The 17,545-nt window shown below is 70.6% G+C and carries 34 protein-coding genes; 17 read left to right on the plus strand and 17 right to left on the minus strand.

Features of this window, described 5'->3' with window-relative positions:
- The first annotated feature begins 214 nt into the window (after positions 1-214).
- Positions 215-403, plus strand: a complete 189-nt coding sequence (locus ACKUU6_RS32100) for a hypothetical protein (RefSeq protein WP_407992441.1) — start codon at positions 215-217, stop codon at positions 401-403.
- A 214-nt stretch (positions 404-617) separates the two neighbouring features.
- Here the strand turns inward: ACKUU6_RS32100 and ACKUU6_RS32105 are convergent, their stop codons facing one another.
- The 17 genes from ACKUU6_RS32105 to ACKUU6_RS32185 form a co-directional block, all read right to left on the minus strand.
- Positions 618-980 (minus strand): hypothetical protein, encoded by a 363-nt coding sequence (locus ACKUU6_RS32105; protein WP_407992442.1) that lies wholly within the window; start codon positions 978-980, stop codon positions 618-620.
- 67 nt (positions 981-1,047) lie between these two features.
- Positions 1,048-1,839: a hypothetical protein gene (locus ACKUU6_RS32110; protein ID WP_407992443.1), complete on the minus strand. Its 792-nt coding sequence runs from the start codon at positions 1,837-1,839 to the stop codon at positions 1,048-1,050.
- A complete protein-coding gene (locus tag ACKUU6_RS32115) occupies positions 1,836-2,387 on the minus strand; it encodes a hypothetical protein (RefSeq protein WP_407992444.1) in 552 nt (183 codons plus the stop codon). Before ACKUU6_RS32115 ends, ACKUU6_RS32110 begins: the two co-directional genes overlap by 4 nt.
- Positions 2,384-2,815: a hypothetical protein gene (locus ACKUU6_RS32120; RefSeq protein ID WP_407992445.1), complete on the minus strand. Its 432-nt coding sequence runs from the start codon at positions 2,813-2,815 to the stop codon at positions 2,384-2,386. The genes ACKUU6_RS32115 and ACKUU6_RS32120 overlap by 4 nt, the downstream gene beginning before the upstream one ends.
- Entirely contained in the window at positions 2,812-3,099 is a 288-nt protein-coding gene (locus tag ACKUU6_RS32125) for a hypothetical protein (protein ID WP_407992446.1), read from the minus strand. Before ACKUU6_RS32125 ends, ACKUU6_RS32120 begins: the two co-directional genes overlap by 4 nt.
- Positions 3,096-3,302, minus strand: coding sequence for a hypothetical protein (locus tag ACKUU6_RS32130; protein WP_407992447.1), 207 nt, complete (start codon positions 3,300-3,302; stop codon positions 3,096-3,098). Before ACKUU6_RS32130 ends, ACKUU6_RS32125 begins: the two co-directional genes overlap by 4 nt.
- A complete protein-coding gene (locus tag ACKUU6_RS32135) occupies positions 3,299-3,586 on the minus strand; it encodes a hypothetical protein (RefSeq protein WP_407992448.1) in 288 nt (95 codons plus the stop codon). Before ACKUU6_RS32135 ends, ACKUU6_RS32130 begins: the two co-directional genes overlap by 4 nt.
- Positions 3,583-3,846 carry a hypothetical protein gene (locus ACKUU6_RS32140; RefSeq protein WP_407992449.1) on the minus strand — a complete coding sequence of 88 codons (264 nt, stop codon included), beginning with the start codon at positions 3,844-3,846 and terminating at the stop codon, positions 3,583-3,585. The genes ACKUU6_RS32135 and ACKUU6_RS32140 overlap by 4 nt, the downstream gene beginning before the upstream one ends.
- The gene (locus ACKUU6_RS32145) at positions 3,843-4,238 is read right to left on the minus strand and encodes a hypothetical protein (RefSeq protein WP_407992450.1); all 396 of its coding nucleotides are present in this window, start codon (positions 4,236-4,238) and stop codon (positions 3,843-3,845) included. The genes ACKUU6_RS32140 and ACKUU6_RS32145 overlap by 4 nt, the downstream gene beginning before the upstream one ends.
- Positions 4,235-4,540 carry a hypothetical protein gene (locus tag ACKUU6_RS32150; protein ID WP_407992451.1) on the minus strand — a complete coding sequence of 102 codons (306 nt, stop codon included), beginning with the start codon at positions 4,538-4,540 and terminating at the stop codon, positions 4,235-4,237. The genes ACKUU6_RS32145 and ACKUU6_RS32150 overlap by 4 nt, the downstream gene beginning before the upstream one ends.
- A complete protein-coding gene (locus tag ACKUU6_RS32155; protein WP_407992452.1) occupies positions 4,537-4,938 on the minus strand; it encodes a hypothetical protein in 402 nt (133 codons plus the stop codon). Before ACKUU6_RS32155 ends, ACKUU6_RS32150 begins: the two co-directional genes overlap by 4 nt.
- Positions 4,931-5,425 (minus strand): HIT family protein, encoded by a 495-nt coding sequence (locus ACKUU6_RS32160; protein ID WP_407992453.1) that lies wholly within the window; start codon positions 5,423-5,425, stop codon positions 4,931-4,933. The genes ACKUU6_RS32155 and ACKUU6_RS32160 overlap by 8 nt, the downstream gene beginning before the upstream one ends.
- A complete protein-coding gene (locus ACKUU6_RS32165) occupies positions 5,422-6,069 on the minus strand; it encodes a hypothetical protein (RefSeq protein ID WP_407992454.1) in 648 nt (215 codons plus the stop codon). The genes ACKUU6_RS32160 and ACKUU6_RS32165 overlap by 4 nt, the downstream gene beginning before the upstream one ends.
- A gap of 3 nt (positions 6,070-6,072) precedes the next feature.
- Complete coding sequence (locus tag ACKUU6_RS32170) at positions 6,073-6,594, minus strand: hypothetical protein (RefSeq protein ID WP_407992455.1); 522 nt, start codon at positions 6,592-6,594, stop codon at positions 6,073-6,075.
- Positions 6,591-6,899 (minus strand): hypothetical protein, encoded by a 309-nt coding sequence (locus ACKUU6_RS32175; protein WP_407992456.1) that lies wholly within the window; start codon positions 6,897-6,899, stop codon positions 6,591-6,593. Before ACKUU6_RS32175 ends, ACKUU6_RS32170 begins: the two co-directional genes overlap by 4 nt.
- Positions 6,896-7,357: a hypothetical protein gene (locus tag ACKUU6_RS32180; protein WP_407992457.1), complete on the minus strand. Its 462-nt coding sequence runs from the start codon at positions 7,355-7,357 to the stop codon at positions 6,896-6,898. The genes ACKUU6_RS32175 and ACKUU6_RS32180 overlap by 4 nt, the downstream gene beginning before the upstream one ends.
- A 139-nt stretch (positions 7,358-7,496) precedes the next feature.
- Entirely contained in the window at positions 7,497-7,769 is a 273-nt protein-coding gene (locus ACKUU6_RS32185) for a hypothetical protein (protein ID WP_407992458.1), read from the minus strand.
- Positions 7,770-8,093: 324 nt separating this feature from the next.
- On the opposite strand from ACKUU6_RS32185, the gene ACKUU6_RS32190 reads away from it, so the two are divergent.
- The 16 genes from ACKUU6_RS32190 (at position 8,094) to ACKUU6_RS32265 (ending at position 17,544) form a co-directional block, all read left to right on the plus strand.
- Positions 8,094-8,603, plus strand: coding sequence for a hypothetical protein (locus ACKUU6_RS32190; protein WP_407992459.1), 510 nt, complete (start codon positions 8,094-8,096; stop codon positions 8,601-8,603).
- A 90-nt stretch (positions 8,604-8,693) separates the two neighbouring features.
- Positions 8,694-9,758 (plus strand): hypothetical protein, encoded by a 1,065-nt coding sequence (locus ACKUU6_RS32195; protein WP_407992310.1) that lies wholly within the window; start codon positions 8,694-8,696, stop codon positions 9,756-9,758.
- An 11-nt stretch (positions 9,759-9,769) separates the two neighbouring features.
- A complete protein-coding gene (locus ACKUU6_RS32200) occupies positions 9,770-10,066 on the plus strand; it encodes a WhiB family transcriptional regulator (RefSeq protein ID WP_407992311.1) in 297 nt (98 codons plus the stop codon).
- Complete coding sequence (locus ACKUU6_RS32205) at positions 10,066-10,395, plus strand: hypothetical protein (RefSeq protein WP_407992312.1); 330 nt, start codon at positions 10,066-10,068, stop codon at positions 10,393-10,395. Before ACKUU6_RS32200 ends, ACKUU6_RS32205 begins: the two co-directional genes overlap by 1 nt.
- An 88-nt stretch (positions 10,396-10,483) precedes the next feature.
- Positions 10,484-10,738, plus strand: a complete 255-nt coding sequence (locus ACKUU6_RS32210; RefSeq protein WP_408649652.1) for a hypothetical protein — start codon at positions 10,484-10,486, stop codon at positions 10,736-10,738.
- Positions 10,728-11,129, plus strand: a complete 402-nt coding sequence (locus tag ACKUU6_RS32215) for a hypothetical protein (RefSeq protein ID WP_407992314.1) — start codon at positions 10,728-10,730, stop codon at positions 11,127-11,129. The genes ACKUU6_RS32210 and ACKUU6_RS32215 overlap by 11 nt, the downstream gene beginning before the upstream one ends.
- Positions 11,126-11,590, plus strand: a complete 465-nt coding sequence (locus ACKUU6_RS32220; RefSeq protein WP_407992315.1) for a hypothetical protein — start codon at positions 11,126-11,128, stop codon at positions 11,588-11,590. The genes ACKUU6_RS32215 and ACKUU6_RS32220 overlap by 4 nt, the downstream gene beginning before the upstream one ends.
- 21 nt (positions 11,591-11,611) lie before the next feature.
- Positions 11,612-11,950 carry a hypothetical protein gene (locus ACKUU6_RS32225; protein WP_407992316.1) on the plus strand — a complete coding sequence of 113 codons (339 nt, stop codon included), beginning with the start codon at positions 11,612-11,614 and terminating at the stop codon, positions 11,948-11,950.
- A complete protein-coding gene (locus tag ACKUU6_RS32230) occupies positions 11,947-12,162 on the plus strand; it encodes a hypothetical protein (RefSeq protein ID WP_407992317.1) in 216 nt (71 codons plus the stop codon). The genes ACKUU6_RS32225 and ACKUU6_RS32230 overlap by 4 nt, the downstream gene beginning before the upstream one ends.
- Positions 12,159-12,890 (plus strand): hypothetical protein, encoded by a 732-nt coding sequence (locus tag ACKUU6_RS32235; protein WP_407992318.1) that lies wholly within the window; start codon positions 12,159-12,161, stop codon positions 12,888-12,890. The genes ACKUU6_RS32230 and ACKUU6_RS32235 overlap by 4 nt, the downstream gene beginning before the upstream one ends.
- Positions 12,887-13,249, plus strand: coding sequence for a hypothetical protein (locus ACKUU6_RS32240; protein WP_407992319.1), 363 nt, complete (start codon positions 12,887-12,889; stop codon positions 13,247-13,249). Before ACKUU6_RS32235 ends, ACKUU6_RS32240 begins: the two co-directional genes overlap by 4 nt.
- On the plus strand, positions 13,246-13,776 hold the full coding sequence (locus ACKUU6_RS32245) for a hypothetical protein (RefSeq protein ID WP_407992320.1): 531 nt from the start codon (positions 13,246-13,248) through the stop codon (positions 13,774-13,776). The genes ACKUU6_RS32240 and ACKUU6_RS32245 overlap by 4 nt, the downstream gene beginning before the upstream one ends.
- The gene (locus ACKUU6_RS32250) at positions 13,769-13,930 is read left to right on the plus strand and encodes a hypothetical protein (protein WP_407992321.1); all 162 of its coding nucleotides are present in this window, start codon (positions 13,769-13,771) and stop codon (positions 13,928-13,930) included. Before ACKUU6_RS32245 ends, ACKUU6_RS32250 begins: the two co-directional genes overlap by 8 nt.
- A 1,192-nt stretch (positions 13,931-15,122) precedes the next feature.
- The gene (locus ACKUU6_RS32255) at positions 15,123-16,286 is read left to right on the plus strand and encodes a transcriptional regulator (protein WP_407992322.1); all 1,164 of its coding nucleotides are present in this window, start codon (positions 15,123-15,125) and stop codon (positions 16,284-16,286) included.
- Entirely contained in the window at positions 16,283-16,774 is a 492-nt protein-coding gene (locus ACKUU6_RS32260; protein WP_407992323.1) for a hypothetical protein, read from the plus strand. The genes ACKUU6_RS32255 and ACKUU6_RS32260 overlap by 4 nt, the downstream gene beginning before the upstream one ends.
- Complete coding sequence (locus tag ACKUU6_RS32265) at positions 16,771-17,544, plus strand: DciA family protein (RefSeq protein ID WP_407992324.1); 774 nt, start codon at positions 16,771-16,773, stop codon at positions 17,542-17,544. Before ACKUU6_RS32260 ends, ACKUU6_RS32265 begins: the two co-directional genes overlap by 4 nt.
- Position 17,545 lies beyond the last annotated feature (1 nt).

Below are 17,545 nucleotides of genomic sequence, written 5' to 3' on the forward strand. Positions count from 1 at the left end.
CTGTCCGTAGCCAGACAGCGAAATGACGGGGTCTCAGCCCGGGAATCCGGAGAGATTGATCAGCCCGCCGGGCCATCTGGTTACGGACAGTCAGCCTCATGGGTGATCAGGTCGTGGCGCTCGCCCTTCGACGGCCAGGTCGTGACGCTGATCCAGACCGGGCCGGCTGCCCGGTTCCTCCCGCACAGGGCGCCCGGTGCTGCACCCTGGGAGCATGGACACCGTGGTGCTGTGCGAGTGCTGTGGCCAGCCGTGCCCGTGGACGCCGTTCGGGGCCTGCTGCTCCTGGGACTGCTTCGACCGGGATCGGAGCAGCGTCGAGGAGCAGCAGGCGATGGTGGAGGCCGCACCGGAGGCGTTCGCGTTCTTCATGGGCCTGCCGCCCGGGGAGCGCATCGAGTAGCGCGGACTGATCGGCTCCGAACGCGCGAGAGCCCCACCGTAGTGGGGCCCTGGCCGGCCTGCAGGCCGATGACGAAGCAGGGGGTGCGCGCGCTGCCCTGCCTGTCGCGGTCCTCGCGGGTACCCGCATCTCGTGCCCGGCGCCCCGCTTGACCCGGGTCGCCCGAGTGCGCTGACGCTGGCGTTCGAGACTGGGGCAATCGTATAGCGCGGCGCTACGCTGAGGCGCCCCTGGCAGGCTCGACCACGGTGTACGGATACTGATCGACCGGCAGGACCAGTTCGATACCGCTAGTCAGTCGGACCCGCTGGGCATCGTCGCTCTTATCGATCGACTCGACAGTGTCCTCGATGCGGAAGACCGCCCGGGCGCCTACGTCCAGCCCGTACACGATGTTCGATTGGTAGACCATGGCCTCGGTCTCGCCGTCGAGCGCGCGAAGCGTTGTGCAGGGCCAGGACTCGTCTCCGTGCCTGAGGCACAGTGCGCACCCGACGTTGTGGACGGATTGGTGCAGGGCCCTGACGGCCTCCGCTCCGTCGCGGAGCTGCTGGATGCGGTTCGCGGGGCTCGTCATGAGGCCGGTCCTTTCAGGTGCGGCTGTTCCCGTTGTTCGGCGAGCCAGGTGCCGTAGCCGGGCCGGATCATCGGGTCTCCTGGATCTCGGCGAGGTGGTTCTGCCAGGCGGCGACGCCGTAGCGGGGCCAGCGGGTGGGCGGGGATGCCCAGTCGCAGGCGCAGCGCAGGACCGCGGGCTGTTCGTTGCCCTCGGGGCGTGTCCACCGGGGGCGGTGGGTGTCGCTGGCGACGAGGTGGGCGTGGTCGGGGCAGACGTATCCGACGGCGGCGGTCATCGGCAGCCAGCCTGCGCCGGACCAGGACTCGCGCTGTGGCGGCCGGCCGGACAAGGTGGCCATCGCGTCGAACTCCCGGAGGCACGCCGGGTACAGGCAGTGGCGGAGCTGCGGTGCGTTCAGCGCCGCGTCGCGTTCTGCGGCGAGTTCGGCCTCCAACTCGGCTACCCGAGCTTCGGCGCGCAGCCGGGCCTGGTGCGGGGTCAGCTTCCCGACGCGCTGCAGGATGAAGACGAACGACTCGGGCGACTCGGCGACCTTCACCTCCATCTCGATCGGGGTCTCCGAGTAGTTCGGTGCGTCGCCCAGCATGCCGCGGGCGGCGCCGACCCAGGCGGCCACCATGTCCTGGGACGGCTCAAGTTCCATGGCCATGCCGTTGCGGAAGTCCATGGCCTTGAGGTGGGTCTCGTTGACGACCTGCTCGGCGTACTGGGTGCAGGCGTTGTCGTCGAGGATGGCCAGCGCGGTGTCGGTGAGGACGTCAGCGAGCTGGCCGGCAGGCGTGGACTGCAGGGCCGCGGCGAACGCGGTGCGCAGCTGTGCCTCGAAGGTGTCGAGGGTCTCGTCTCGGGTGGTCACGACTTGTCCTCTCGGGGTTGGCAGCGGTGGCAGCCGTTGCGCATGGCGCAGGCTATGGACGTGTTGCAGCCCTGCATGGGGTGGTCCTGCCGGATCAACCAGCCGTCGAGGGCGTCACGGAGCTGCTCGGCTATCTGATGGTCGAGGCCGAGTTCGACGGGCCCGGCTTGGGTGTCGAGGTAGTCGACGTCGGGGAGCCAGATGAACGCGGTGCCGTCCCGGCCGTTGGTGATGCGGACCTGGTTGTCGGGGTCGGTGGGCTCCCCTCGGTACTTCGCCAGGGCGTCGCGGACGTCCTTCTCGGCGGTGTCGCCGGAGTCCCACCATTCGACAGCGTGCCAGAGGTCGGACAGGCGCTTCACCCGCACGTCTGCGCGGACCTTGAACTGCCGGAGCTGCACGATGAGCTCCTGCGTCTCGTGGGCTGCGTCTTCGGCGTATCCGAGGCCGGCGAGGCGGTCGGCCATCTCTTCGAGTCGATGCTCCTTGGCGAGGAGTTCGCCGAGGTCCATGACCCGGCACAGGTAGTCGTACGAGCCGCCGCTCACTGCTGCGCCTCCTGGTAGCAGCCATGGCAGTCGTCGGCGTTGCCGTTCTCGCAGGCGTGCTGGCCGAGGGGTGTGCCGGTGTCAGCGTGGAGCCGGTACTCATCCAGGATGGTGTCGAACTCGTGCCAGAACTCGCTGCTGTCTCCGTGGCGGTCGAAGCGGTCCCGCTGTGCCTTGAGCCACGCCTCGATGGCGTCACCGCGTCGCGGCGGAACAGCAGGCAGAGCTGGGACCTGATCGATCGTCACCCACTCCCCTGCCAGCGTGGCCCGGGTCACCAGCTCGAAGCCGGGCACGGTGTCGCGGTAGCGGGCGAGGCGCTCTTCGGTGGTCTTGCGGTGGTAGCTGGGGTCCATGACGAAGCCCTTGGGGTGGCGGAGTGCGTACTCGATGATCGAGCCGTCGTCGACCTGGTCGGGGTGGGTCACTGCTGCTCCTCAAAACGCACCACAGCGACAGGGGTCCCAGCCGAAAGGGTGATCCCTACTTGCCTCCTCCGGGGCGGGTCACCCGCCCACTCCTCGGCGAAATAGGGGCCCGCTCCACCGCATTCACTCACTACGAGCGTCACCTCCTTCTCGCCGGTGCCGAGCAACAGCATGTCGCCCTGCTGGACAGGACCGGTCAACTGGATCCGTTCGTCTTGATAGAACACATTCGCGGCCAGGGTCAGATGCGGGCGGTCGGGTCGCTCGTTCTCGGGGCGGGTCACGGGTGCTCCTTCTTGCTGGGTGTGAAGGCCAGAATGCAGCCTTGGCAGGTGGTGTGTGGCTCTTCTGATGCTGGCAGGCCGATGTGACCGCACGCGGTCCTCACCCGGACGTTGCCGGGGAGTTGGAGCGCCATGTGGTTGACCCGGCCGCCGAGCAGCTTGGTGATGAGCGGGAAGTCCGACGGCCGGAGTGCGCGCCTCACTGCTGCTCCTTGACGGGCTCACTCTGGCGCGGGGCAAACGTCAGCGTGGCGTGCCACATGTCCTTCGGGTCGAGGCAGTGCTCGATCTCGGTGACCCGGTAGCGGGTATCGCGGTTGCCGTTCTGGATGAGGAGGTAGTCGTCCTGGCGGATCATCGGGCCGACGAGGGGGCCCCAGCCGGAGACGTGAAGTTCTCGGCCGCCGTTGATGGTCTCGTGGATGGCGTAGTCGTGGCCCCAGCCTCGGTGTCCGGGGCCGTAGTTGTGAGTGGTGGGTTCGGTCACTTCGGGGCCCCCTTGGTCGGGTATTCCTGGCCGGCGGCGAGTGCTGCGCGGGCCTGTTGTGCTTCGGCGATGAACGCGTCCAACTCGTCGAGGGCATCCTGGCGGGTGCTCACATCCGTGAAGCTCCACCCTGGGTCAATGCGCCAGTCGCCGCACTTGTGGGGTAGCTGAACTTTCCAGCCGGGCTTGCCGTCGTTCCACGGCTCGTCGGCGTAGTCGACGTACTTGACCTCGAAGCCGAACGCGGGCTGGTCGCTCACAGCTGCTCCTCTGCATGCTGGTAGCCGCGCTGCGGCGGGTGGTAGGCGATCTCAACGAGCTCAAGCCCCCGCCAGTCCCGGTCACGCCGGTAGACGCGGGTCTCCTGGCAGCACGGGCAGCGGTGCGCCTGAAAGCGGAGCAGCGGCGTGCCAGGACCAGCCAGTCCGAATGCGAGCAGTGATGGCCCGGGGTGGTCGCACTGCGGGCAGCCGTTCAGGTCCCCGGCGCGGGTGCACAGGATGACCGGGGCGGGCTCCCAGCGGCGCCACTCGATCCGCTCGCCGTCATGGTCGGCGGGGAGGTCCGGGATGGTGTGGACTGCGGTGAGGCGGGCCCGGAGCTCGGCGTTCTCCGCGCGCAGCAGCTCCAGTTCGGTGGTCACCTCGTTCACGTCGTCTCTTCCCACTCATCCAGGACGATGACCCTGCGCCGCAGCACCTTGCCGCCGTGCAGCTTGCCGTGCTCGATGCGCCTGTCCAAGGGGTAGGCGTCCAGGAGGTCCGGTGCCAGATTCCACATGTGGACGCCGCCGCCGGACATGAGCTGCCCGTACTCCTCTACGATGACGGGCCGCTGTCCCTGATAACGCTGGACGGCGTTCGCGCACTGCCCCCAGATCATGGTGTGCGGCCAGGGCTGGGTGTTTGGCTGGCAGCCGGAGCCGCAGTTCCCGAAGTCGTTCTCGGCACTCATGCTGGCCTCCGGTCTTCGAGGCGGGTAACGCCCGCGGTGAGGTGGTCGGCTCGGTCGGCTGCTGCGAGCAGTGCCATGGCGAGGCGGCGGGCGTCGATGGGGAGCATCGCCCCGAAGTCCAACTTGTCCAGCCAGTCGTAGTGGTGGTGGGGGTCGGGCTCGGCGACGTAGACGAAGTCCCTGGATTCCTCGTCGTCGACGGTGCGGACGATCCACAGCGGCGGCCGGCGGCCGGGCAGGACGCGCTGATCAACACGCCACTCGTGGCCGGGCATCGCGTGCCCGGGAGGGTTGATCAGGTCGGGCTTCGGGCGCTCAGCACTGTCGGCCATCGCCACCAGCAGGGCCAGTTCGCGGCGGACCTCGGCGAGGCTCAGGCCGTCCAAGGTGTCAGCCATGATTCGCCCTCCCCTTGCCGGAGTACCACGGCAGTGCAAGGCCGTCGTTGGCCGAACGCGGTACGAGGTGCAGGTGAAGATGGAACACGGACTGGGTGGCTTCCCTGCCCGCGCTGGTGATCAAGTTGACCGGCGTTCGCATCTTGTGCGCCAGGATCGATGCTCGCGTCATCACGTCCCCGGCAACCTGCGCGCCCCGGGTGAAGTCCACCAGGTGCGTCTTCGGCAGCACCAGGATGTGGCCGTCCACCACTGGCTTCAACGGCACGATCGCGATGATCTCCGTGCCCCACCTGCTACCGCTCTTCCACTCGCCGAGGATGATGGCGGGCGCGTTCCCGGAAACGATCTCGCAGAACGGGCACCCGGGTCGGCGCACCCTGTCCGGCAGGCGCTCGAACGTCTCCGGGTTGCAGTGGCAGGCCCACGGGTCACCGGCAGGGCAGTTCGGGCAGATATGGCCGCTGCGGGGCTGCTGGTTGGTCATGGGTCAGCTCTCTTCGGGACGAGGGTGGCGGCGAGGTAGGCGTGCTCGACGAAGCACCAGCCGGCGGGGCTGTGCCGCCGCAGTACCCAGGGAACGGGCTTGACGAGAACCTCGATGCCCTCAGGAGTCTGCAGGGCTACGCCGACGCCGTAGAAGCCGGCCTCGATGAGGAAGTTGGTGCTGGGCCGTACCCGGGTGAGGAGAGCTCGGGTGCAGAACGGGGCGTAGGAGGTGACGCGGCCGAGGGTGGCGGCGTTGGCGCGGCCCTCGACGAGGGCGAGGTGGACGGTGGCGGGCTTCACCGCGAGGCGGGTCACGGTGCCGGGCTTGCCCTGGGTGGTGTCGATGTGGACGGCGCCGGCCGCCTGGCGGCGGGCCGTGGACTGCTGAGCGGGCGTCAGGTTGGCCATCGGTACCGGGATGCCGCCCGGGAGGGTGAGCAGCAGGTCGGTGTCGTCGGGGCGGTAGTACGCCTCGGGTACCGGGTGGAAGGTGCGGCGGCGGGCGTCCTCGGTGAGGTTGATGCTGGTGAACAGCACCGCCTTGCGGTGGCCCGGCGGCTGGGTGGTCCACACGGTGTGGTCGGGCAGCCCGGGCACCAGGGCCCGGGCTGCGGCCATGAGCTGCTGGTCGACGTCGTGCACGGCTCAGCCCTCCTGGGCGGGGTGTTGGGGGAACGCTTCCGGGTGCTGCGCCTTCCAGGCCGCCCAGTGGGGCCAGGGCTCGTCGCCGGTGCTGTGGATGCGGTCCATGAGCTGCTCCAGGGTGACCGGGCCCTTGATGGTGGCGGTGTCGGTGTCGGTACCGCGCTGCCGGGGGAACACCGGCGCCCAGAACGGGCCGCCGGTCCAGGTGACGCACCGGTAGGACCAGTCGTCGGCCGCCCACTTGTGGAAGATGCTCGTGGTGTAGCAGTCCATGTCGAAGGGCTTCGCCTGCTGGATCTTGCGCCAGCGGCCGTTGCCGAAGTGGCGGTCCTGGTACTCCTCGATGAACGAGGCGATCATCTGGGCCTCAGCGTCGGTGGGCCGCACTTCGGACTCGCGGTCGAAGGTGGCGGTGTAGCTGTGACCGGGGTGGGTGCCGGTGACGGGGATGCGCAGCGCGGTGAGGGGGTCGTCGCGGTCCACGTCGGTCCCGTACGGCCAGGCGGTGTCGGCGGTGGTCACGGCTGCTCCTCGATCGTGTAGGTGACGGTCTTGCGGACAACAGCGGTGGGCAGGCCAGGGTGACGCTCCGCCAGCTGCGCCTGACGCTCCCGGGCTTCCTCCAGCGTGGCCCTGGCCGGGCCGATGGAGCTCCAGGCGTCGGCGTCGTACCCGAGGACCCGCCACTCCTCGCTGCCCATGGAGGCCACGCTGTCGGGCAGGGCCTTGCGGGCGGCCAGGTACTGCTTGAAGTCGGCGATCGCGGCCCGGTCACCGTCGGTGAGCTGCGCCTGCGGGTCGTTCCCGCACACCGGCCGGCGGGTCACGGCTGCTCCGTCTTGGTCTGCTCGTAGTCGGCGAGCACTGCCGGGAGGGCGAGCGCGAGGGACTCGGCGATGTGCCAGGTGTCGCTGTCGAACTTGGGGCAGCTGGCCGGCCACTGGTCGCAGCCGCACAGTTTGGCGTGCCGCTGCTCACCGAGGGCCTTCTCCCCGACCGCGGCCAGGCGGGCAACGAGGCCGGTGGCCGCCGCGATGCTCTGGGTCGCAGCCTGGGCCTTGCCCTGCTCGTGGGCGGCGATGATGGCCGGCACGCCGATGGCGAAGGCGTCGGTGTCCCAGTAGCCGAAGAACATGTCTCCGGGGGACTTCCAGGAGGCGCACTTCTTCGGCCACGCCGAACAGGCGCACGCGCGCTCGTGGTAGTAGTCGTTGAGGGCCTTGTTGCCCGCGTCGATGAGCTGCTCCAGCAGTTCGTTCGGCAGCTCGGGCGGGGTGGTGGTCATGTGCGGTTCCTTCGGCGTTGGCGGGCGGCGTCGAGCCGGTTGAGGAGTCCGTAGAGGGCCCAGGAGCCTCCTGCGATGGAAGCGCAGGAGGCAGTGAGGACCGCGGCCACGATGAGGCGGTCGAGTAGGTGCTCCACGGTCAGACGAACTGTTCGGGGGCGACACCGAAGAAGCGGTGCGGCAGGTCCTCACCGGACTCGAGCCAGGCGTCGAGCGCGTCCACATCGCGCTGCTCCAGCTCGTCCATCAGCCAGCCTCGGACCATGGGGACTGCCGGGTCGGCTACGGAGAGGCCCTCGGTGGCTGCGAAGTCGTAGCAGAGCTGCTCGGTGGAGCGGGTGGCGATCTGCGTGCGGATGCCGGCCTCGGCCTGGGCGGCTTCGGCGCGGAGGGCGTTGTCCTGACTGGGCATCGGGGGCTCCTGACGGGTTGTGAGGCGGGGGCTTCCGGTGTGCCGGGAGTTTTGGTTATGCTTGCCGCTCCGTCGGACCGTCACCAGATGCTGGTGCCGGTCCTTTTGCGTTCTCTGGGGTGGTGATGGGTTCACCGTACCCGATTCCTATTGCGTACGCAATAGACATGTGCGAGAGTAGAGGCGCGGCCACCCCCGGCCGGACCGACACCGCTTGCGTACGCAATAGAGAAGTGGGAGACACTGGTGACTCGACACCAAACGCGCCCGCCCGGCCGGCCTCATCCATCCGAGCGGCGCGCCCCGCCGACTCGAGGACACCGCGTGGCTAACCGCCCCAGCGACACCAACCCCCGCACCCACAGCGCCGCCGTCCTGCAGATCGCCGAGCAGCTACGCGCCGAGGGCCGGGAGCTGATGGCCGACACCCTCGGGCAGTACGTCGCCCTCGTCGACGAGTACGTCGGCAAGCGCGCCGAACAGCTCCGGTACGACAAGGCCCCCAACATGCCGATGTACGTCGACTCGGGGGTGTGGGACCGGGCGGTGGCCAGGGCGGCAGCCGAGGGCAAGTCCATCGCGGCCGTCATCGACGACGGCTACACCGAGCTGCTGGCCGGCCGCTGGACGCCGCTCAAGCCCGAGCGGGCCGCGCCCGGCACCGCGGGCGCCAAGGCCACCAAGAACACCCGGGTCGCGGTCGACCGCGCCAAGAAGGTGACCGCCTACGTGGCCGCCAACGCGGAGCGCATCGACTGGAAGCCGTCCCCGGCGCAGGTCGCCGTGGCGTGGCTCGGGGTGTACGCCCCGCCCGAGGGCAACGCCACCGCGTAACCCACCCCCCGGGGGTCCGCGTCCAGGTCTGCCGACAGCTGGCCGAACCCCCCGCCCCGAACACCTCACAGTCCCGTAGGAGATCCACACATGGCAGGCCATCAGGCCGCCGGCGACGCCGGTGGCTCCCCTCAGCACACCCCGAACCAGGACAACAGCGAACCGGGCTGGACCCGCGCCGAGCAGCTCGCCGCCCTGGAGGAGCTGCGCGCGAAGTTCCCCGACACCGCGATCTCCCAGCTGCCCAGGATCACCTGCGGCAACTGTCGCAACGCCCCGGGCAAGGTCTGCAACACGCACGAGCGGACCTGGTGCCAGACCTGCAGCCAGAACGTGTCGAACCAGCACATGCACCTCAGCTACGTCGGGCACGCCGAGGCCACCGCCCGGTTGCTCAATGTGGACCCGCTGTGGAACTGGGAGCCGGTGGCCCTCACCGAGCAGGGCCTGCCGATGCTCGACCAGTTCGGTGGGATGTGGATCCGGCTCACCGTCGCCGGGATGACCCGGCTGGGGTACGGCGACGCCGAGGGCAAGAAGCCGGGCCCGCACGCCATCAAGGAGATCATCGGCGACGCCATCCGCAACGCCGGCATGCGGTTCGGGATGGCGTTGGACCTGTGGTCGAAGACGGATATCCACGCGGTACCGGAGCCGGAACTCTCCCCCGGGCAGAAGCTCGCCGCTCGCATCAGGGAGCAGCGCATCTGGCGGTCGGTGCGGGGGCTGCGGGTGGTCCGTGAGGAGGCCGCCACTGCTGACCTGCTGGACTTCGTGGTCGAGGACGCGGACTGGTACACGATCGGCGAGCTCATCGACCGTCAGATCGCGGTCCTGGAGGAGCAGGCAACGAGGGACGAGGACCGCCGGGCTGCTGCTCCGGCTGCTCGGGCGGCCGCCGCCACTCAGGTGGCCGTCGAGCATGGCGTCCCGGTCGCTGAGCAGAGGGCCTTCGTCGACCAGGCGTTCATCGACCGGGTGGCCAACGGCTGGAACAGCGTGGACGCCACGCAGATGGCCCTCAGCGAGGCCACGGCCAGGGGCCTGGTCAACCACTGGATGGCTGGCCCAGGCGAGAAGTCCTACCAGGTTGGGCTGCTGCTGACGGGGCGGCTTGCGGAACTCAGGACCTACAACCAGGAAGAGGCGGCGTGATGGCGGGATATGTGCCTGTTCGGAAGGCCGGGTTCGTCAGCGGCGGCGACGACTTCCAGGCCCGAGCGGCGTGTCGGGAGGTCGGCAGCGCGCCGTTCTTCTCCCCCGAGGGGGAACGCGGAAGGGACAAGGCCAGCCGGGAGGCCGCCGCCAAGAAGGTGTGCTTCCGCTGCCCCGTGCTGCAGATGTGCGCCGAACTGTCCCTCGCCCGGCGGGAGCCGTACGGCACGTGGGGCGGCATGACGGAGGACGAGCGCCACGACATCCTGCAGCGGCGCGCCCAGGCCGCGTTGGAGGTGGCGGCGTGATGGACACCACCACCAGGGTGTGGGTCGTCGCGGTCGCCGCGTCGATGGTCTGCGTGATGGCCGGCCGCCTGGGTCAGGCGTGGCGGGAGTCCGGGCGCCGTGCGCACGCATCCTCCGATGCTGCGGTGGCGGCGTGCCGGGCCCGGGAGCAGAAGGAGCCGTCGCGGTTCGTCCCGCTGCTGGAGGGCCCGCTGCCGGACCGTCACTTCCCCACCGTGCGGGCGGCGCAGGCGATCGTGGACGGCGAGCTCGACCGGATCGGGCCGCTGTACCCGGGCTGGGAGCAGATGGCCGCCCCCGCCGAGGAGCACCCCGGCCGCCCGTACTGACCGCCGCCGGACCCCAAGGGGGGTGGCCACCAGCACGGTGGCCACCCCCTCTGCCGTACCCAGAACCCCCGTGCGAAAGGAGCAGCCCGTGGTGCACGCCGTAGTAACGCTGGTCTTCCTCCTCGTCGGGGGCGCGTGGTGGTGGCGGATCTCGTGGGAGCGCTGGCGCCGGGCCCTGGCCGCCGAACAGGCCGCCCGGCACCGCGACCACTTCGTCGCCCAGACCCGGTACCAGCTGCTGGAGCACTCCACCGGGCAGCTGCACCGGGCACTCGGCCAGCAGCCCGGCCTGGAGCCGGGCATCGACTTCATGCTCTGGGAGGAGAACGGCGATGACCGATGACGGCGAGCCGCAGCAGTGGGACGAGATCCCTGAGGGTGCCCGCCGGGTCCTCGACGAGCGCGGCCGCACGATGGTGGTGTCCTCGGCGATGGTCCTGGCCGGGCTGCTGTCCGCCGGGCTGCTGCAGCACGTGCGCTCGCCCGGGGCGCTGGTGGAGGTGCTGGCGCCGTCGGTGCCGCCCGGCGCGGAGCGGGACCGGCTGGTGTTCGCGGCCGGGGCGGCGGCCGGCCTGTGGGCGGGCCAGTGCCGGGCCCGGACCCGCTGGGAGCCCGCGGCCTTGCAGCGCGCTGCGGACGACTACTTCGCGGCCGGGTGGGCGGCGATGGGTGGCTTGGCTGAGCAGGCCGCCGCCGTGGTGCCGGACCGGCCGGGCGTGGGGGAGCAGCGGTGAGCCCCAGCCCAACCGGCCGGGGTGTTCCGGCGGCCACGGCCGCGCCCGGGGCGGCCCAGCGGCGGGGCCGGGGGCAACCCGCCCGCCTCGACCCCGCCACCCCCGGCGGTGCGGCCCGCCGCCAGACCCTCCTGGACGCGCTGCGCACCGGTGCCAGCTTGGCGGAGGCCGCGACCGCAGCCGGGGTGTCCCGCTCCACCATCCACAACACCCGAGACCGCGACCCCGACTTCGCCAGCGCCCTCCTCGACGCCCAGCACGCCCACCGCCGCGCCGGACAGCCCCTGTGCCCCGCCTGCGCCGAGGCTGCCCTGGTCCTGACCGTGGACGGCGTGGCCTGCCGGGCCTGCACCGCCCAGTACCGCCTCACTCCCGTTCTGGCCACCCCGGTGGCCGAGCCGGACACCGGGGGCGACGTCGTCACCTTCCCCACCGGCACCGTGCTGGCCCAGGCCGGCTGACCCCTCACCAGGAGGCCCCTCGTGAAGCCCACCGTTCTCCGCCACCCGGCCAAGCCCGGCGCCCGCCTCACCCCCTGCACCGTCTTCCTCGCCTCCGACCGCCGCCGGGCGCCGCTGCTACGCGGCCTGCCCGAGCAGTGCGGCGAGTGCGGGCGCTTCGACCACGAGCACTTCTACGAGCCGGTCACCGAGCCGGGGGTGCGGCCGCTGTTCTTCGTCCGCCAGTACGACACCAAGGGCAGCACCTGGTGGTGGATCGGCATAGCCCGCCACATCACCCGCCGCCCCGCCGCCGACGACACGAACGCCGAGGTCTTCTTCGCGTCCCGCCCCTTCCCCCGCCAGAGGAGCACCCGGTGAACCTCCCGCCCACCGACCAGGAACGCCATCTCCGCCCCGGCTTGACCCCGGCCCCCGTCCGGTGCGACGACATGGCCCACCCCATCGCCCCGTTCTCCGAGGAGCCGCTGTTCTGCACCCTGCGCCCACACGCCGACATCTGGCACCACGACGAGCGTCGGGGAATCCGCTGGCGCGACGATCTCCCCGAAGCCGAAGGAGCCAGCCGGTGATCGCCAACGGCGAGCGGCACCCGGACGACGACCAGGGCCAGAGCGCCCTGCCTGTGTGCTCCTGCTGCGCGCTGCCGCTGTACGAGAAGGAGGTCAGCGAAGGGCGCACCGCGTGCTGCCGCTGCGAACAGGTGACGAACAGCCGGCTGCGGGACGTCGCCGCACTGTGGCCCCGCCTGCCCGCCTGCACCCTGAAAGGCACGGCCGTGGACACTGGCGGCCGCTCCACACCCGGCGGCACCGGCTCGGCCGCCCCCGGGAACCTGGCTGCGATCAGCCTCCTCGCCGGGGACGTGACGAACCGTCTGCGCGTCCACGAGGACCACTGGCGCCAAGTCCGCGGCGGCCAGCCCGTCACCGAGTTCCGCGGCAACCCCGACCAGGGCCTGAAAGCCGTCCTGGCGTACCTGTCCATCAACCTCAACTGGGCCTGCCACGAGCCGGTCGACCTGCACGCCCTCTCCGTCGACCTGCGGCACCTGGTGGGGGAGATGACCGCCATCGTCACCGGCGAGCGCGACCCCCGCGTCACCATCCCGTACCCGTGCCCGTACCCGGCGCGGGGCTTCGACTCGGATGACCCGCAAGCGCCAGCGTGCGGCGGCCGGCTGCGCATGGACCCCCGTGTCGCTGAGATCCGCTGCCAGGACTGCACCGCGAAGCTGCCCAAGCACCTGTGGGCTCAGCTCGGCGTCATTGTCGGCGCGATCGTCCTTGCCGCCGCGTGACCACCAACCCGCTGGAGCCCACCGTGCAGAACCCCGACCTCCCTTGCCCTCACCAGGACTTCGAAGCCTCCGTCGAGGTCAACCGCCTCACCGCCAACGACAACGACCCCACCGTCATCGGCTACTCCGCCGACATCAAGGTCCGCTGCGCCAACTGCCAGGAGCAGTTCCGCTGGACCGGCCTCCAGGCCGGCCTGTCCCAGGCCCACCCGATGTGCTCGATCGACGAGAGCGTCCTCTGCGCGCCGCTGCGCCCGGCCTCCGCCGACCCGGACTTCGGCATCGGGCTGCCCGGCTACGCCATCAACTACCGGGAGTCCCCGACCCCGGCCGACACGCCACCAGGAGACCCCCAGTGATCAGATCCGCGCCCCAGCCCGGCGACATCGGGCTCACCACCATCGAGGGCCCCATCGGGGTCCTCGTCCGTTTCGGCCAGTGGATCAACGGCACCGGCTTCGGCATGTACGAGCACGCCTTCGTTGTCCTGCCCGGCGGCCGGCTGATCGAGGCGATGCCCAGCGGGGCCCGCATCCGGCCCCTCGCCGACTACGACGGCAAGCACGTCCTGTACGTTGCCCCGGCCGGCCTGACGTACAGCCACCGGGTCCTCATCGCCGAGACCGCCGCCGCGTATGAGGGCGTCGGCTACAGCTTCGCCGACTACCTGGCGCTCGCTCTGCGCCGCCTGCGGATCCCCGCACCGGGGCTGCGCCGCTTCATCGCCTCCACCCGGCACATGATCTGCTCCCAGCTCGCCGACCAGGCGTACACGGACGCCGGTGTCCAACTATTCGCCGACGGCCGCTGGCCGGGCTGGGTCACCCCCGGGGACCTGTTTCAGCTGCTCGCCGTCCAAGACCGCCAGGAGAACGTCGATGTCTGACGAGATGCCGTCTTTCCCGCTTACCCAGCTCGCCCAGAGCGCCTCGGCGATGCACGAGATGTTCGTCGCCCAGGTGGCGGCTGGGTTCACCGAGGCCCAGGCGCTGTACCTGGTCGCGTGCATGGTTTCCGGCGGACCCCGGGAGCAGCGGTGAGCGCCGAGATCGGGGCCGTGCTGGAGGAGCATCACCCGGTGCGGTCGGTGAATGGTGTGGCCGGCCCGCTGTGCGGGGCGTGCGGCGTGGGGTCGGTGTGGCCGTGCTGGCACGTTCACCAGGTGGCGACTGTTCAGGAGACGGGGTGCGGTTGGGTGTTCACCCTGGCGGGGACCCGCTCCCCCTAGTTGGCGGGTCGGGCGCGTAGCGTCCGGCCGGTCGATGGCGGCGACAGCCCAAAGGATCTTGGCGCATGTATTACATGGTCAACTTTTTGATCTTTGTCCAAGTAATCGAAGTCAAGGCGATGCCGGGTTCGTCCGGTTCTGCACAGTGCGCTCAGCGGGTGATACGGGGTCAGATCGGACGTTCCGTCAAGCCGTGGGAGTCATACGGCGAGGAGCGTGCATTCTGCCGTGTGCAGGCGGTAGGCTGACGCCAGCGGAAGCGTTTCACTCTCGGTGAACCGTTGCGCAACACCGACAACAGCACATGGAAAGGGGCCCTGACTTCCCCTCCGGCGCGGGAACGCCGAGAGCGAGAGGAACGGACCCCTTCGACTACCGCAAGAGAGGCGGTCGTCTCGTGAATCAGCGTACCCGGGCACCCCGATGCCCGGCCAGTAGGGCCCGCAACTCCGGCGTGAACATCACACGACCGCCGTCGAGTAGCGGGCCCTTGCGCGTTCACGGGACGGCCGCCCTCGAGACTTCCCGTCGCCCGCTCCGGGCCCCGGGCACCAACAGGCAGCCCTCAAGGGGGATCTCGATGACGTAGGAATCGCTGGGCGGGGCCACCTCATCCGAGGTTCCTGCCGCCCGGCCGGTCAGCTGCTCCCGGTGCTACCAACACCAGGCGCCTGACGGCCACTCGTTCTTCACCCGCTCCGGTGACCAGGGCTACCAACCCACGGTCCCTCTGCGGCGCCTCTTGAGACCCGGTTACCAGCCGGCCTCTCGGAGGCAATTTTCACCGCCCTGCAAGGCGGATCTTTGTTCGGTTTGAACCCCGAACCCCACAAGGGGGCTTCTTCATGCCCCTGCACACAGTCAGGAGGGCTGAGCTCATAATGCACGACGTCGTTTCGCGTTGCCACATTGACGGGGCATCAGGTCACCGTTTCGACCCGAATGTGTCCCAGGACACGTCCCTCGAGGGCCCCGCCCTGCTCGTTCCGAGCCCACGGCAGTGGGTGTCGAGCACCGCCGGCCGGGCCGTCGAGGACCCGTACTCGTGGATGCAGGCCGTGCACTGGGTGCACGGGACGGGTGCCCACCGGCGGTTCAACGTGACCACGGTGCGCCTCGCGCAGATCCTCGCGGAGCTGAACCCGTGCCGTCCCGGGGTGGAGTACCTGATGCGCCGTCTGGCCCTGTCGGAGCGCGCGGTGCAGTACCACCTGGCCGCGCTGCGGGAGACCGGCCTGCTGGCGTACATCAGCAAGGGCACCCGGCGCCGGGGCGCGCTGCCGCAGGCGTCGGTGTTCACCCGGACCGTGCCGCTGGCGTTCGACGTGGCACTCGGGATCCGTTGCACCCATCAGGGTCTGACGCGCCGTCCGGTGGGGATCGCCGAGCACGGCCGGAAGCTGATCGCGAAGCTGGGGAAGAAGGCGTCCCGGAAGGTGCGCGCACCGCGCCCGAAGAAGGCCCGGACGGCGGCGGCCCGTTGCACCCCAATGGAGGGTGGTTCTGTACTGCCTTCCCTTACCCACTCACCTACCTCTGTCCCTCTAGAGACGTCTGGGGGGAATCGCGAGCTGGCAACCGGGGAGACGAAGAACGGCTCGACGCCGCGCAGGCTGAACAAGATCGGGCGCAGGTTCCAGCTCGCTGCGGAGCTCAAGAGCCGCATCCTGTGGCTGTCCCGGCCGCCGGTCGCCCGGATCGCCTGGGTCATCGCCGAGGTGTCCGATGCGGGATGGACCGCTGACGAGGTGGAGGCCTGGCTGCATCTGCGGCCCTCCGCCGACGTCATCACCCGCCCGTCCGGGTTCCTCGCCGCCCGCCTGGTCGGTGCGGCGGTGGTGTGGGCGGACCCGAAGGCCCGTCAGCGCGCGGTCGAGGCAAGCCGGGAGAGCCGCATCTCCACCAGCGAGCGGCACGCCGAGTCCAACGCCCCGCTGCGCCCGGCCCGGAGCAGCTCGGTGATGGCCGCCGTCCTCGCCGGGATCGGCGAGGGCCTGGCCCGGCTGTCCGCCGACTGCCGTGCGAAGGGCCTGGACGACCTCACCGGCCTGCCCAAGCCGGCCGCCACCGAGCAGGACGACTGGGACCAGGCTGCCGCCGCGATGGTGGCCCTGTTCGGCGACCAGGCCCGCACCGTCCTCGCCACCGCCACAAGGGAGCACTCATGACCAACCGCACCATGACTGACCAGCTGCAGGCAGAGCTGGGCCTGGCCCGGCAGCGCGCCCACCGCGCTGATGCCGAGCACGCCGAGATCGAAGCCCAGCTCCTCGAGGCCCGCGCCGCTGCCCTGCGCGCTGACGCCCGGTCAGCACGCACCGAAGCAGAGAAGGTCAACATCGAGCACACCCTCAGCCAGGTCCGCCGTTTCTGCGAGATGGCGGTCAACGCGAGCATGCGGGTCCAGGCCGTCGAGCACGCCACCGATGTCCTGCCTGTCCTCGACGCCGACCCGGCGGACGGCAGCCCGGCGGACGCAGCCTGGTTCAGCGTGTGGCTTCACGGGAACTGGCGCCACCTCACCAGCCGGATGACCACTCCGCAGCGCGAGCACGCGGCCGATGCCGTCGCCCGGTACAACCGCGTCCTCAACGCCGCCGCACCGTGCAGCAAGCCGGACCCGCTCCTGCTGCGCTGGTGGAGGGGAGAGCGGTGAGCACCAGTCCCTCCGGGCGGGACCTCGCCCGCGAAGCACTCGCCCAGGCCCTCGCCCACCGCAAGAAGACCGGAGGCCTCGACGCCACCGTCCGGCAGAAGCCCAAGCAGGTGCGCACCGCCAGGCGCTCGGGCGGCCGCGACCCGGTCGGCCTCGGAGCAGCGCTGGCCGGGCTCGTGGCTGAGCGGGGCTGGCAGCCAGGTGCCGCAGGGGGTGACCTCCTCGAGCGCTGGCCCACCATCGCCCCGGAGCTCGCCGCCCACGTCCGGGCTGAGCACTTCGACTCGAAGCTGCTGTGCTTGCACCTGCGGCCGAGCTCCCCCGCGTTCGCCACCCAGCTGAACCTGTTCCAGCAGCAGCTCGTCCAGCGGATCAACACCGCGATGGGCCGACCCACCGTCAGGTCGCTGCGGATCCTGCGCCCCACCCACCAGAGCGCGGCACCCCGGGCCACCGAGGTGTCAGCGGAACCAGTGCCGGAGCGCGGCCCGGCACCGGCCGCACCGGCGGAGCTGAGCGCCGAGCTGACGGCCGCGCGGGCCGCAGCCCGGGCCGCCCGGGCGAAGGCCAGGGCCGAGCAGGACGCGCGGCGTGCCGCACTGCTCGCCCCGTACGCCCACCACTGCCCGGCCATCCGCGAGCCGGAGGAGAAGTTCGTTGAGGCTGTCAGAGCCCGGGAGGAAGCTGAGGAGCAGGCCCGCCGGGCCGCCGCCCTCGAGCGGCGCCGGCCCGGGACGACGACACCGCCGCGCGCATCCGGTGCGGCCTGAG

It is taken from the genome of Kitasatospora sp. CMC57 (assembly GCF_045866025.2).
Taxonomy (GTDB): Bacteria; Actinomycetota; Actinomycetes; order Streptomycetales; family Streptomycetaceae; genus Kitasatospora.

Coding starts and splice junctions, on each gene's coding strand:
- ACKUU6_RS32100 (WP_407992441.1), top strand. CDS start 215: ATGGACACCGTGGTGCTGTGCGAGTGCTGTGGCCAGCCGTGCCCGTGG.
- ACKUU6_RS32105 (WP_407992442.1), bottom strand. CDS start 980: ATGACGAGCCCCGCGAACCGCATCCAGCAGCTCCGCGACGGAGCGGAG.
- ACKUU6_RS32150 (WP_407992451.1), bottom strand. CDS start 4,540: ATGAGTGCCGAGAACGACTTCGGGAACTGCGGCTCCGGCTGCCAGCCA.
- ACKUU6_RS32155 (WP_407992452.1), bottom strand. CDS start 4,938: ATGGCTGACACCTTGGACGGCCTGAGCCTCGCCGAGGTCCGCCGCGAA.
- ACKUU6_RS32160 (WP_407992453.1), bottom strand. CDS start 5,425: ATGACCAACCAGCAGCCCCGCAGCGGCCATATCTGCCCGAACTGCCCT.
- ACKUU6_RS32180 (WP_407992457.1), bottom strand. CDS start 7,357: ATGACCACCACCCCGCCCGAGCTGCCGAACGAACTGCTGGAGCAGCTC.
- ACKUU6_RS32185 (WP_407992458.1), bottom strand. CDS start 7,769: ATGCCCAGTCAGGACAACGCCCTCCGCGCCGAAGCCGCCCAGGCCGAG.
- ACKUU6_RS32195 (WP_407992310.1), top strand. CDS start 8,694: ATGGCAGGCCATCAGGCCGCCGGCGACGCCGGTGGCTCCCCTCAGCAC.
- ACKUU6_RS32205 (WP_407992312.1), top strand. CDS start 10,066: ATGGACACCACCACCAGGGTGTGGGTCGTCGCGGTCGCCGCGTCGATG.
- ACKUU6_RS32215 (WP_407992314.1), top strand. CDS start 10,728: ATGACCGATGACGGCGAGCCGCAGCAGTGGGACGAGATCCCTGAGGGT.
- ACKUU6_RS32250 (WP_407992321.1), top strand. CDS start 13,769: ATGTCTGACGAGATGCCGTCTTTCCCGCTTACCCAGCTCGCCCAGAGC.
- ACKUU6_RS32260 (WP_407992323.1), top strand. CDS start 16,283: ATGACCAACCGCACCATGACTGACCAGCTGCAGGCAGAGCTGGGCCTG.